Source organism: Spirillospora sp. NPDC049024 (genome assembly GCF_040649235.1).
GTDB lineage: Bacteria > Actinomycetota > Actinomycetes > Streptosporangiales > Streptosporangiaceae > Spirillospora.
The window spans coordinates 213,215-226,158 of record NZ_JBEZFD010000004.1; the positions used below are offsets into that span (position 1 = coordinate 213,215).

General features: G+C 71.6%; 12 protein-coding genes and 1 tRNA gene. 9 read left to right on the plus strand and 4 right to left on the minus strand.

Annotated elements, in window-relative coordinates; genetic code table 11:
• Window positions 1-2: 2 nt before the first annotated feature.
• Window positions 3-521, minus strand: a complete 519-nt coding sequence (locus tag AB0C21_RS09115; protein ID WP_500203508.1) for a hypothetical protein — start codon at window positions 519-521, stop codon at window positions 3-5.
• A 116-nt stretch (window positions 522-637) separates the two neighbouring features.
• Between AB0C21_RS09115 and AB0C21_RS09120 the strand changes: the two genes are divergently transcribed.
• The 3 genes from AB0C21_RS09120 to AB0C21_RS09130 all read left to right on the plus strand — a co-directional run bounded on the left by AB0C21_RS09120 (window position 638) and on the right by AB0C21_RS09130 (window position 3,811).
• Window positions 638-1,294 (plus strand): response regulator transcription factor, encoded by a 657-nt coding sequence (locus AB0C21_RS09120; RefSeq protein WP_500203509.1) that lies wholly within the window; start codon window positions 638-640, stop codon window positions 1,292-1,294.
• Complete coding sequence (locus AB0C21_RS09125; protein ID WP_500203510.1) at window positions 1,291-2,442, plus strand: sensor histidine kinase; 1,152 nt, start codon at window positions 1,291-1,293, stop codon at window positions 2,440-2,442. Before AB0C21_RS09120 ends, AB0C21_RS09125 begins: the two co-directional genes overlap by 4 nt.
• A 208-nt stretch (window positions 2,443-2,650) precedes the next feature.
• Window positions 2,651-3,811: a pyridoxal phosphate-dependent aminotransferase gene (locus AB0C21_RS09130; protein WP_500203511.1), complete on the plus strand. Its 1,161-nt coding sequence runs from the start codon at window positions 2,651-2,653 to the stop codon at window positions 3,809-3,811.
• 31 nt (window positions 3,812-3,842) lie between these two features.
• Here the strand turns inward: AB0C21_RS09130 and AB0C21_RS09135 are convergent, their stop codons facing one another.
• Window positions 3,843-4,781, minus strand: coding sequence for an alpha/beta hydrolase family protein (locus tag AB0C21_RS09135; RefSeq protein WP_500203512.1), 939 nt, complete (start codon window positions 4,779-4,781; stop codon window positions 3,843-3,845).
• Window positions 4,782-4,940: 159 nt separating this feature from the next.
• On the opposite strand from AB0C21_RS09135, the gene AB0C21_RS09140 reads away from it, so the two are divergent.
• The 4 genes from AB0C21_RS09140 (at window position 4,941) to AB0C21_RS09155 (ending at window position 9,419) form a co-directional block, all read left to right on the plus strand.
• Window positions 4,941-5,312 carry a MerR family transcriptional regulator gene (locus AB0C21_RS09140; protein WP_500203513.1) on the plus strand — a complete coding sequence of 124 codons (372 nt, stop codon included), beginning with the start codon at window positions 4,941-4,943 and terminating at the stop codon, window positions 5,310-5,312.
• Window positions 5,313-5,527: 215 nt separating this feature from the next.
• Window positions 5,528-6,793: a serine hydrolase domain-containing protein gene (locus AB0C21_RS09145; protein ID WP_500203514.1), complete on the plus strand. Its 1,266-nt coding sequence runs from the start codon at window positions 5,528-5,530 to the stop codon at window positions 6,791-6,793.
• A gap of 243 nt (window positions 6,794-7,036) precedes the next feature.
• Complete coding sequence (locus AB0C21_RS09150) at window positions 7,037-7,945, plus strand: cupin domain-containing protein (protein ID WP_500203515.1); 909 nt, start codon at window positions 7,037-7,039, stop codon at window positions 7,943-7,945.
• A gap of 217 nt (window positions 7,946-8,162) precedes the next feature.
• The gene (locus AB0C21_RS09155) at window positions 8,163-9,419 is read left to right on the plus strand and encodes an MFS transporter (RefSeq protein WP_500203516.1); all 1,257 of its coding nucleotides are present in this window, start codon (window positions 8,163-8,165) and stop codon (window positions 9,417-9,419) included.
• Window positions 9,420-9,450: 31 nt separating this feature from the next.
• Here AB0C21_RS09155 and AB0C21_RS09160 read toward each other — a convergent pair whose 3' ends face one another.
• On the minus strand, window positions 9,451-10,686 hold the full coding sequence (locus AB0C21_RS09160) for an MFS transporter (RefSeq protein WP_500203517.1): 1,236 nt from the start codon (window positions 10,684-10,686) through the stop codon (window positions 9,451-9,453).
• A gap of 99 nt (window positions 10,687-10,785) precedes the next feature.
• Here AB0C21_RS09160 and AB0C21_RS09165 point away from each other — a divergent pair, with 99 nt between their 5' ends.
• Window positions 10,786-11,871: a DUF5937 family protein gene (locus tag AB0C21_RS09165; protein WP_500203518.1), complete on the plus strand. Its 1,086-nt coding sequence runs from the start codon at window positions 10,786-10,788 to the stop codon at window positions 11,869-11,871.
• A 98-nt stretch (window positions 11,872-11,969) separates the two neighbouring features.
• Here the strand turns inward: AB0C21_RS09165 and AB0C21_RS09170 are convergent.
• Window positions 11,970-12,052, minus strand: a tRNA-Leu gene (locus AB0C21_RS09170).
• 128 nt (window positions 12,053-12,180) lie between these two features.
• Between AB0C21_RS09170 and AB0C21_RS09175 the strand changes: the two genes are divergently transcribed.
• Window positions 12,181-12,936 carry an FHA domain-containing protein gene (locus tag AB0C21_RS09175; RefSeq protein ID WP_067627928.1) on the plus strand — a complete coding sequence of 252 codons (756 nt, stop codon included), beginning with the start codon at window positions 12,181-12,183 and terminating at the stop codon, window positions 12,934-12,936.
• The last annotated feature ends 8 nt before the right edge of the window (window positions 12,937-12,944 follow it).

Consider the following 12,944-nt stretch of genomic DNA (forward strand, 5'->3'; position numbering starts at 1 on the left):
CCTCAGCCGCCGGTGCCCTTGGCGCCGCCGGCTTCGAGCGGGCGGCAGGCTTCCACGGCCCTGCGGAACTGCGGGGTCTTGTTGTCGATGGTGCCCTTCTTGACGAGGATGCGCCCGTCCTGCGGGTCAGGGAAGTTCGGGACGCCGTTCTTGCGCATGCACTGCGTCCACTTCAGCATCTTCGCCTGGAGCTCGGCGTTCTCCGGCGTACCGGGCTGTTTCTGGGGCGGCTCCAGCGACTGGCACGCCCGCTGCGCCTTCCGGAACGCCGCGGAGTCGCGGTCCGGGAGGTTCGCGCCCGGGTTCTGGCCGGGGTCGGGGTAGCCCGGAAGGCCGTTCTCGCGCATGCACTGCGCGTGCCTGATCCCCTGGTCCACCGTGGCGACCGCCTTCGCGCCGGACGCGCCCGCGGGATCCGTGCCGGACGACCCGCTCTTCGATTCACCGGAGCCCCCGCATCCGGCGGCGGCCACGGCGAGTGCGGCGGCCGACGCGGCCAGCGACACTGAGGCCCTGTTCATCGCTCCCCTTCCTGAAGGACGTCACTTGCGAGGTCATGTCTAGAAGGGGAGCGGTCACAGGGCGGTGCGCGAGACTGTGACCCGGGTGTGACCGCGCATCGGGAAGGCTGACCGCGATGAGAGTGCTGGTGGCCGAGGATCACGCGGAACTGGTGGACTCCGTGGCCCGGGTCCTGCAGCGCGAGGGGATGGCGGTGGACATCGCTCTCGACGGCCGAGCCGCGCTCGACCGCGCGGCCCTGACCGACTACGACGTGGTCGTGCTGGACCGCGACCTCCCCGAGGTGCACGGCGACGACGTCTGCCGCGCGCTGGTGGCCGACCCGGGCCGCCGGACCCGGGTCCTGATGCTCACCGCGTCCGGCACGATCGCCGACCGGGTCGAGGGGCTCAGCCTGGGCGCCGACGACTACCTGCCGAAGCCGTTCGCGTACGCCGAGCTGGTCGCGCGCATCCGCGCCCTCGGGCGGCGGGCGCAGCCGGCCCTGCCGCCGATCCTGGAGCACGGCGACCTGCGGCTCGACCCGGCCCGGCGCGTCGTCACCCGCGCCGGGCTGCGCCTGGCGCTGAGCCCGAAGGAGATGGCGGTACTGGAGTACCTGCTCGCGGCGAGAGGGCGCGTCGTCTCCGCCGAGGAACTGCTGGAACGCGTCTGGGACGAGGCGGCCGACCCCTTCACCACCACGGTGAAGGCGACGATCAACCGCCTGCGGGCCAAGCTCGGCCCCCCGCCGGTGATCGAGACCGTCCCGCAGAGCGGCTACCGGATATGAGGCCGCTCCTGCGCGGGGTGCCGCGGACGGTCCGGATGCGCCTCACGGTGCTGTACGGCGCGCTGTTCGCCGTCTCCGGCGCGGTCCTGCTGGCGATCACGTTCGTGCTCCTGCGAAGGAACGCGGTCTTCAAGGTGCGGGTCCCGTGCGTCGACGCGAGCATGACGGACTGCAAGTCCCGGCTGGGCCTTCCCCCCGAGACGGCCGACTCGGTGGCCCTGTGGAGGGAGCAGCAGCAGGACACGCTGACGCACGGGTTCCTCGCCCAGGCCGGGATCGCACTGGCGATCATGCTGGTGGTGTCCCTGGCGCTCGGCTGGTTCGTCGCGGGACGAGTGCTGCGCCCGCTGCGCACGATGACCACGACCGTCCGGCACATCTCGGCGCGCAACGTGCACGAGCGGCTGGCCCTCACCGGCTCCCGCGACGAGCTCAAGGACCTCGCCGACACCGTGGACGGCCTGCTCGGGCGCCTGGAGGCCGCGCTCGACGCGCAGAAGCGCTTCGTCGCCAACGCCGCGCACGAACTCCGCACCCCGCTCACGCTCCAACGCGCGCTGGTGGAGGAGACGCTCACCGACCGGCGGCCGACCCTTGCGGCGTTCCAGAAGACCTTCGAGCGCATCCTGGCGATCAGCGACCAGCAGGGAAGGCTGCTGGAGTCGCTGCTCACCCTCGCCACCAGCGAGCGTGGGCTGGACGGCCGCGTCCCGGTGGACCTGGCCGCACTCACCGAGCAGGTGCTGGCGGACCACCCCGAGACGCCCGGCGGCCCTCGCCTGTATGCGCGGATCGCCCCCGCCGCGACCGCGGGCGACCCCGCTCTGGTCGAGCGCCTCGTGGCCAACCTCGTCGACAACGCCATGCGGTACAACGTGCCCGGAGGGAGCGTCGACGTGGCGACGGGAACGCGGGACGGGCACGCCGTGATCAGCGTGAGCAACACCGGCCCGGTCGTCTCGCCCGAACAGGTGGCCCGGCTGCTCGAACCGTTCCAGCGGCTGGACCGCTCCGCGCGCGGCGACGGCCACCACGGGCTGGGCCTGTCCATCGTCCACGCGATAGTGCTGGCCCACGGCGGAACCCTTAGCGCGTCCCCCCGCCGGCAAGGTGGCCTCCTGCTACAGGCCGCCTTTCCGGCCGCGTAGGCCCGAAGCGGATGGACGGCGCGGCTGCCCGCGGTGTGCCCTCGTACAGGTGCGGGTGAGCGATGTCGAACCGGATGGAATCGACTTCGGACAGGTCGGTGGGGGACGCGGCCGGTGCACGTTCCGCCCCACCACTTGCGCAGAATCCATGCATATCAGCATAGTGGTATGCCTGTACCAGTGAAACTGAACGACGGTGGAGGCGGTCATGACGGTGGCGCGGTTGCGCGACATCCCGGGCATCGGTGTGGACGCCGTCGGTGACGCGGCCGACGCCGTGAACGACCCGGAGTTCCTGCGGCTGGAGAACCTCGACACCGACCTCCGGCCGCCCGCCGTCGCCCTCGCCGCAACGCATGCGGCCGTCGACGACGACGCGGCCAACAGCTACCTGCCGTTCCAGGGGCACCGCTCCCTTCGCGAGGCCGCCGCGGCGCACGTGGGACGCATCGCGGGGCGTCGCTACGACCCCGCCACCGAGTGCGTCAGCGTGGCCGGCGGGCTCAACGGCATCCTCAACACGCTGCTGGCGACGGTGGAACCCGGGCAGGAGGTCGTGTTGTGCGACCCCATCTACGCCGGACTGGTCAACCGGGTGCGGCTCGCGGGCGGGGTCCCCCGCTTCGTCCCCGCGGAGCCCACCGCGGACGGCTGGACCGTCGATGCCGAACGGCTCGCCGACGCCGTCGGCCCCGAGACGGCGGCGGTCCTGATGATGGGCCCGGCGATGCCGACCGGCCTCGTCCTGGACGACCGCCACTGGTCCGCCCTCGCCGACGCCTGCGAACGCCACGACGCCTGGCTGATCTATGACGCGGCCATGGAGCGCATCCGCTTCGACGGCCGTCCTCCCGGCCACCCCGCGGCCCACGACGGCCTGGCGGCGCGCACCATCACCGTCGGCTCGGCCTCGAAGGAGCTGCGGCTCATCGGCTGGCGCGTCGGCTGGGTCGTGGGCCCGGCCCCCATCGTCGCCGACATCCGCCTGGTCGGCCTGACCAACGTCGTCTGCCAGGTCGGCCTTGCCCAGAACGCGGTGGCGGCCGCGCTGGACGCGCCCGACGCCGAGGCCGACGTCGCCGCCGCCACCGCCGAATGGCAGCGGCGCTGCGAAAGGATCCTGGACCAGCTCGCCGACTACCGGGTCGTCCGTCCGCACGGTGGCTGGTCGCTCCTCATCGACGCCAGGCCCCTGGGTCTGACCGCCGCCGAGCTGTCCCGGCGCCTCTTCCACCGGGCGAAGATCGCGGCCACCCCCATGGACGGCTGGGGCCCCAGCGGAACGCACTACCTGCGGCTCGTGTTCGCCAACGAACCCCTCGAACGCCTCACCGGCCTCAAGGACCGCTTCGACCTGGCCGTCCGATGACGCGAACGGCGGTGACCGGCTCCTCGGCGCATCACTTGGATTCGAGGCGGCCCATGGGGTTCGCGCCGTCCGCCAAGGCCTTCTGCGCCGCGGTCCAACCCGCGTCGTCGACGCCGAGCGCGTGGCGAAGGTAGGCCCAGGTGACCCGCTGGATCAGCGCGACCCGCTCGGGGTTCTCGTCCGTCGTCTCCCGGATCTCGTAGCCGGCGATCCCGCCGAGCGAGTGTTCGGCCCCGGACAGGGTGAGCAGGCTCTTGGGCCCCGGGCTCAGGAAGTACGGGTCGGCGAGCCACTCCGGTCCCCGGACCGACAGCGGGGAGTCGTCGTTGTCACCGGCGACCACGAGGGCCGGCGTGGTCATGTCAGCGAAGTCGGGGTTCATGAACGGGAACTGCTCGGCCGCGAACGGCGTCAGGTCCGCTCCGCCCCTTCCGGCCGTGGCGAGCAGCACCCCCGCCGTGATCCGCGGATCGGAGAGGTCCTCGCCCCGCCCGCTTCCCGGATCGAGGACGCGCAGGCCCAGCAGATTGCCCGCCGTCTGGCCGCCGAAGGAGTGCCCGGCGGCGGCGATGCGGCCGCGGTCGAGGCGGCCGCTGAGACCGGGCACGGCGGCTTCCAACAGACCGAGCCGGTCGAGAACACGCTGCATGTCCTCGACGCGAAACCGCCAGAGCCGCGCAGTGCGGGGATCGTCCTGGGGAAGGCCTACTGTCCTGGAGTCGAGGTGGGTGGGCTGCACGACCACGAAGCCGTGCGCGGCCCAGAAGTCGGCCAGGGGCCCGTAGCCGTCCAGCGACGAGCCGAAGCCATGTGAGAAGACGACGATGGGCAGTTCGCTTCCGGTCACCGGCGCGGAGACCCTCACCTTGAGGTCCTCACCTCGGCCCGGCGCTTCGAGCACCACCGGCTTCACGGAGACGACGGGGGCGGACGGGGGGAGCGCCACGGCTGCCCTTTCCGATGCGGTCATGGAACGTTCTTCCTTCCGGAGGCGGGACGGCGCGGGCCTGCAATCGCGCCCGTGCGGCGTCCTGGCTGATGGCGGGCACGAGCCCGGCGTTGGCTACGCTAAAACCTGACATTGACGTCAGAGGCAAGGGCTGTAGCCCAGGTCACGGGTGGAGGCACGATGCGCATCGGCGAACTCGCCGCCAGGGCGGGCGTCAGTGTCCGGGCGCTTCGGTACTACGAGGAGCAGGGGCTGCTCGCCTCGGAGCGCAGCCCCAGCGGCCAGCGTCACTACGCCGAAGGCGCGGTCGACCGCGTCCGGCTGATTCAGCGGCTGTACGCCGCCGGGCTGGCGAGCAGGTCGATCCGGGACCTGCTGCCTTGCGTCGTGGACGGCGAGGCCACACCGGAACTGCTCGACCGCCTCTCGGCCGAACGGGACCGCATCGACCGGCAGATCACCGATCTGGCGAGCACGCGGGACCGCCTGGACACCGTCATCGCCAACGCCACAGCGAACCTGCGAACAGGCCGCCACTGCAACCCCCAGTGACCGACCCGCCGGGCCTGGAAGACGTCAGCCGGGCTGCCCCGACGACCGGCAGCGGTCCCGCCGTCGGCGTGTGCCGATTCCTCGATGCCGGGATTCCGCATATCGCGGGCGTATCGAAAACCGCATACGCCACCGCAACAGGCCCCCGACTTCAGTGGAGGCATGCACAACAGCGCATCGAAGGCCGGTTCGTCGAGCAGGGGAAAGGCGTGATCATGGGCTCGGATTCCGCACCCGGGATGGACCGGCGGCGGCTGCTCGGACGGGGCGGGCTGGCGGCCGCCGGCGTGGTGGCGGCCGGCGCGCCGCTGGCAGACGCCCGAACCGGCCACGCCGACGAGGCCCCGGCCGTGTCCGACATCCCGCCGGCCACTCGGCCCGGCGGGGCCTACGACCGGTTCGTCGCGAACCTGGCCGCCAAGGACAAGTTCTCCGGCGTGGTGCTCCTGTCGCACCGGGGACGGACGGTGCTGTCGCGCAGCTACGGCATGGCCGACAAGGAGAGAGGAATCCGCAACCACGAGGGCATCGCGGTCAACCTCTCCTCGGCGATCCAGCCGTTCCTGGCGGTGGCCGTCCTGCAACTGGCGCAGCAGGGCAAGGTGAATCTGGCGGACACGGTGGGCGCCCACCTGACGGGCATCGACAAGGAGATCGCGGAGCGGGTGACGATCCACCATCTGCTCACCACCTCCGGAGGGATGGACGCCCCGGAACTGGACCTGCGACGCGTCTTCAACAGCAAGGAGGAAGTGCACGAGTTCAACCGGCAGTGGATCCGGCAGGCGAGGCTGGTGGTCCCGCCCGGCTCGGTCAACCAGGGCCACATCGCGGGCGGGGGCGTCGGGCTCTCCATGGCCGCCCAGATCGTGGAGGCCGTGACCGGCATGACCTACTGGGACTACGTGCACGAGCGCATCTTCGCGCGCTGCGGCATGACCGGCTCGGGGTTCTACACCAGGCCGCAATGGCTCGCCGACGAGCACATCGCGCACTCGTACATGCGGCAGTCCGACGGGGGCCGGGTGGACGCCGTCCGCAACCTGGACAAGGGCAGCGTGCAGCCGGAGATAGCGGGCAAGAACCCGGGCCGCGCCTTCATCGGCTACGCCAGTGACGACGGTTTCGCCACCGCGCGCGACCTGGTCCGGTTCGCGCAGGCCCTGCAGGAAGGCGAAGTGCTGGACCGGCCCTACGCCGACCTGCTCACCGGGGCCAAGTACCCCCTGGCTCCGCAGGAGAACGGCGGGGGCCGCCGGGCGGCCTCCGCCGACGCGTCGTTCGAGGGCTACACGGGGCCGATGCGCATCGTCAACGGCCAGTGGCAGTTCGGGCGCGGCGGCGGCACCGCCGGCAGCGGCGCCAACTGGAACGTCTACCCCGACACCGGCTGGGTCGGCGTCGTCCTCACCAACTACGACGACGTACCGCTCGTGGAGATCCTGGAACAGGAGGAGCGCGCCGTCATCGGACGGCGCTGACGCGCCGCCGGCCGGGTCCGCGGTGAGGTCGTCCGGCCCATTGCGCCCCGGCCGCCGGTCGGCGAGGACCGCTCTGGAACGCCGGTCGCCCGGTCTTTCCGGAACGCTTACGCTTGATTACTCTTAGTGACACTTCCATGGTTGTGGTGGTGATTGTTCGGGCTTTTGGGGCGGTGGGAGGCTCGTGCCGCATCGAGTGGTCCCGGTGGACCAAGCCCCCCGCGACAGGAGTCCGTCATGATCATGACCAACGCAACGCACTCCGCCGACACCCTCGACGAGGTCGAGGGGGCGTACCCCTTCCACATCACCAAGGAGGAGGAGCGGCGACTGCGCCTGCAGGGCGCGCGGGCCGTCCCGTCGCCGGTGATCGGGCAGGCGACGTCGTTCGACGAGTACAACCGGCAGCTGATGATCCCGCCCGCGGTGATGGACCTGGCCCGGAAGGCCGCGGACCTGCGGCTCTCCGCGTGGGAGGTGGAGGCGATGCGCAAGCATCTGGCCCCCTCCGAGAACGACGAGGACATGGGACTCCTGCGCCGGATCCTGCTGAAGAAGAACGACAAGGACGACTCGCACCCGCCCTACATCCGCGTCGCCTGCACCGGCCGGGGAGACTTCGACCATCTGGCGACCGAACACGGGCACCTCGACAGCCTCGACGACACCGAAGGCGACATCGGCTCACCGGTGGTGCTGGAGATCTGGCCGGCGCAGCACTACTCGCCCATCCACTCCCACGGGCACACGTCCGGGATCGTCTTCTGCCTCGCCGGCCAGCTCGACGTCATGCTCTACGACGACCTGGACTGGGACGCCACCAAACTCGGCCTGGTCACCCTCACCCCGGGGCAGTGCGCGTGGCTGACCAAGAAGACCTACGCCGTGCACCGGGTGTTCTGCCCCATGGACGGCGGCGACGGCACCACCGGCCCGGGCTTCGTGAACTCCACCGACGAGTTCGGCGCCAGCTTCCACGTGTACCTCAACCCCGACGAGACCGCCATCGAGATCAACGACGGCGAGAGCCACAACCGCAACGTCTTCGACTACATCCGCGAGGACAACCAGGAGCGGGACAAGTTCACGACCCACTCCGACCTCTCCTGGAGCGTGCTCCGCCGCGTCCTGTCCAGCACCCCGCTGACCTGATCTCGAGCCGCGAGCAGGTCAGCGTCGGCCTTGCCCGCAACTCCGAAAGGCCGTCGATACGCTGATTTTCCGGTGCCCGCGCGAGCGGGCACCGGATCACGCACGGCCGAGGCAAGCCCTGGCCACCCGATGTCAGACGACGGCCATCGGGGACTTCGATGAGCGCATCCACCGGCATCTCCACCGGGCGGACCGGCCGCCGACCCGAGGCGTCCTGATGGGCGGCGTCAACGATGCGGCACGGCTGCTGGCCGACCGGCGGTTCCGCCGCTGGTTCATCGGCCGGTGGGTGTCGGTCACCGGCTCCACCGTCGCCCCGGTGGCGCTCGCCTGGGCGATCCTGCACCTCGGCGGCGGCGCCGGCGGCATCGCCGTGGTCCTGCTCGGCGCACCGACCGTGGTCCTGCTCCTCAGCCCCCCGGCCGGGGTGACCGCCGACCGCTTCCCGCGCATCCCCGTCATGGTCGTCTGCCAGATCGCCAGCGGCATGGCCCAGGCCCTGTCGGCCGCGGCGATCCTCACCGGCACCGCGAACCTCCCCTCGCTGGCCGCGCTCGCGCTGCTGGGCGGTGCGTCCGGCGCCTTCTTCACTCCCGCCTCCCAGGCCGTCCTGCCGACCCTGGTCGCGAAGCGGAACCTCACCACCGCCAACGCCCTCCACCAGATCACCAACAACACGGTGATGATCGTCGGGCCGTCGGTGGCAGGAGCGGTGATCGCCACGTGCGGTCCCGGCTGGATCCTGGCCTGGGACGCCGGCACCTTCTTCCTGTCCGCCGCGCTGCTGGCCGGCGTCCGCATCCCCGCGGCCCGGCAGGCCGGGCCACGGCAGCCGTTGGGCCGGGACCTGGCCGAGGGGTGGAGCGCGTTCCGCAGCCGCCGCTGGATGTGGGTGCTGGCTCTGCTCAGCGCGATCACGGGGATGGCCTGGGTGACGGCCGTCAACGTCGTCGGCCCTGTCTACGCCGGGTCCGCGCTCGGGGGCCCGGTCGCATGGGGCATCGTCCAATCCGCGATCGGCGTCGGATTCATCCTCGGTTCGGTGACCTCCCTGCTGACCCGGCCGAGCCGTGTCGGCCTGGTGGTCGTCGGCGGTTACCTGCCGGACGTGGTGTTCCTGGCGGCCATGGCGAGCGAGGCGCCGCTCGCGGTCGTAGCGGCGGCCGCCGCGGGCGCCGGAGCCGCCGCCACCCTGCAAATGATCACTTACCAGAGCCACCTGCAGGCCGTCGTCCCCGACGACCAGCTCAGCCGCGTGCTCTCCACCATCGGCATGATCGGCGCCATCGGCCTCCCCATCGCCTACGGCATCGCCGGGCCCGCCACCACGGCGTTCGGTATCCGCACGGTCCAGTGGGCCTGTGTGACGACCGTCATCATCGCCGTCGCCTCCGCCTTCAGCCTGCAAGAGATCCGGCGGCTTCGCGGCGCCTCCTCAGCCGACCCCGTCGACACCCGAGCATCACGGGTCTGAGCCCGCCGGCCTCGGCACCGACCCCGTCCGCTCACGAGCCCGCTCCCGCCGGGCGGCGACCGCTCGGCCGTGTTCCCTGATCTTTCTCGGTGGCGACGGCCGAGGCGGAGAGGAGCGTCGAAGCGGCGAGGCCGCCCCAGAGGGCGACGGGGCCGTGGGAGGCGAGAGCGGTGATGACCGCCGGGGAGACGGCGAGGCCGAAGCCGGTGGAGAGCTGGAAGCGGGAGAGGGCGCGTCCGAGGACCGGGGCCGGGGCGAGGGCGGTGACGAGCGCGGTGGCGCTGCCGGCATAGATGATCTCGCCGATGGCGCAGAGCACGGAGACCGCGGCGACGGCCGGGGCACTCCAGCGGTGTCCCGGCGACGTGGCCGCCAGGAAACCGAGGTAGGACGCGGCGAGTACCACGCCGGCGAGAGCCAGCACGGTCCGCCGGGAGAAGCGGGACATCAGGACGGTGACCGGTACCTGCAGGGTGACCACCAGCACCGTGTTCGCCACGAAAACGCCCGCCGACCACAGCGGGGATGCGTGCAACTGGGTCACCAGGACCAGGGGCACCGCGATTTCGGGGACGTTGAGGCAGAAGACGTAGACCACGTTGGCCGCCAGCAACACACGCATCCGAGGTGCGGGGCCGGCCCCACCCGTGGCCGGAACGGCGGCCGGACGCGTGCGCAGGCGGACCGACCATGCCAAAGCCGCCGCAACGAGATAGGCGAGCCCGGTGACGGCCGCCAGCGCCTGCAGAGCGGTGGCGCCGCCCGTAAGGCATGCGGTGGCGAGGAGGGCGCCCACGCCCAGGCCGGCGTTGCGCAGGGCGCGCCCTCCCGCGAGAGCGGCGTCGCGTTCGCGGCCGTGCGCGACCGTGGCCACGAGGGCGGCGTGGGCGGCCGGCCACGCCTGGTTGCCGATGCCGAGGAAGAGCGCCGCCGTCGCGAACGGCCAGACGTGCCCTGCGGGAGCGGCCAGCAGCAGCGCCACGCCCAGCACCCGCACCAGCATCGATGCCGCCACGACCGTGCTGCGTGCGCCCCGGTCGATCCAACGGCCGACAGCGGGCATGCACACCAGCCCCGCGACGACCCCGGCCGTCATGGCGATGCCGGTGCCCGACGCGGACAGCCTCAGCACCATCACCCCGTAGAGCAGTAGAAAGGGCCGCAGCAAGCCGGTGCCGAGCGCGTCCACCGCCAGGGCGACGGCGTAGCGGGGGCCTCCGGAGGCACGGACGAGGGCGCGCGGGTGGATCTTGGTGGTGGTCGCCATGGCGTCAACGGTGCGTCCGGCCGCCCGGCCGGCCGTCCCGGTTGACGAAGACCGTCAACCGAGACGGCCGTAGGCCATCCGACCAGCGAGGATGAGGGGATGACGTTGAGGATCGACATCGGCGGCCTGCCATCGGGGCGACTGCGGTTCGCCGCCTCCCCGCTGGCCGAGCTGACCGCGATGCTGCACGTGCTGGCCGAACCCGGGCATCACCCGCAGCTCGCCGGCTGGGCCGGGGGCGTCTGGGCCGGACTGCGACCGGAGCTTGCCGAAAGGCTCAGGGAGGCGGAGTTCCTCTGGCGTTCCTCACGAGCGGACTTCCTGGTCCCCGCTCGTCCCCGGCCGACCCTCGCCGAGGAGTTGGACGAGGTGGACCGGATCGACGACGAGACCTATGTGACCGCCGCGCTCATCACCACGTGCGGCAGCAACCGGGTCCACTTCGCCGCACCGTCGCCGCTCGCCGACGCGGCGGCGCGCGAGCGGGCCCTGGACCTGGCCCAGGCCCGCGGCGCGCTCCAGGAGGCGTTCGCGGAACGGCTGCTCGCGGACCCGGCCGGCGTGCGAGCCCGGGTGCGCGACACCCTCGAACAGTGCGCCGAGGCCTTCTTCGACCTCGCCTGGACGGGCGTCGCCGCGCAACTGGCCACCGACCTGCGTCTGAAGAACGACCTGCTGAAGCAGCAGGGCGTCAGGGCGGCACTCGCGTCGGTCTCCAGCGCCGTGACCCTGGCACCGGACGGCGACCACATCATCGTGGACAAGCTGCAGGACAGCGCGACCGCCGCCCGCGGCGCCGGGGTCACCTTCCTCCCCAGCGTCTTCGGCCGCCCGCACCTGGTGGCGGTCTACGCGCCCGGGTGGCAGCCGGTGGTGCAGTACCCCGTCGCCGAGGCGAGTCCATCGGAACCGGTGTCGCTGGAAACGGTCACGCTACGGCTGGAGGCGCTCGCGCATCCGGTCCGGCTGCGGCTGCTGCGCACCCTGGCCCGCGGCGCGCACACCACCGGTGAGCTGGCCCACGCTTGGGAGCTCTCGCCCCCGGAGGTCTCCCGCCACCTCGCCGTCCTGCGCCGCGCAGGCCTGCTCACGGCCCAGCGGCAGGGCCGTTACGTTCGGTACACCGCGAAGCTGACCGATCTGACCGCACTGGGGGCCGACCTGCTGGCGGCCGTACTACGCTGAGCGGCTTCGCCTCCCAGAACACGGAAGAGCCCCCCGGCTTGTCGCCGGGGGGCTCATTCCGTCACTGTTAGGGAAGGACCTGCGTCACTACCCCTGAGTGGGCGAGGAGGGATTTGAACCCTCACATCCTTTCGGACACACGGACCTGAACCGTGCGCGTCTGCCGTTCCGCCACCCGCCCGTGGGCGCCGTCCCGTTTCCGGGTGCCTGAAAAGGCTAGCACGGGGGCGGGAGTGGTTAGGTATCCAGATACGCCGAGCGAACCTTCGCACCGATACGATCGTCTACCAGTGGGGAAGGGAGGTGCCCGTGGGCGTCATTCAGCGCTTCGAGCGACGGCTCGAGGGCATGGTCGAAGGGGCCTTCGCCCGTGCCTTCAAGTCTGAGCTGCAGCCGGTCGAGGTGGCCAGTGCTGTGCAGCGCGAGATGGACGATCGGGCGGCGATCGTGGCACAGGGCCGCACGCTCGTTCCGAACGACTTCGTCGTCGAGATCTCTCAGCAGGACGGGCAGCGGCTCCAGGTGTACGCCGACAGCCTGAGCCAGGAGCTGGCGAATCTGGCGCGCGAGTACGCGAAGGAGCAGGGGTACTCCTTCGTCGGTCCGGTGCGCGTGCGGTTCGAGAACGCGGGCGATCTCGCCACGGGCATGTTCCGCATCAGGTCGGGGGTGATCCGGGGCTCGACGGTCGAGGGCGGGGAGATCCGCCGGCCGGTGAGCGACGTGCCGCAGGGCGGCCGGGGCGGGGTGTTCGGGGGGCATCCGCGCCTGCTGGTGACCACGGCGGTGGAGGGATCGGACACGACTCAGCGCACCTATGAGATCAACACCCCAGTGACCCTGCTGGGTCGCGGCACCGACTGCGACCTGCGCCTCGTCGACCCTGGCGTGTCCCGGCACCATGCCGAGATCCGCGTAGAAGGTCCCGAAATCGCTCTCGTGGATCTAGGGTCGACCAACGGCTCGTTCGTGAACGGGCAGCCGATCCGGCGGGTCACGCTGGTCGACGGCTCCCGGGTCACGATGGGCCGCACGACCCTTGTGTTCCGCCGCGATAGGGAGTAACCCCGACT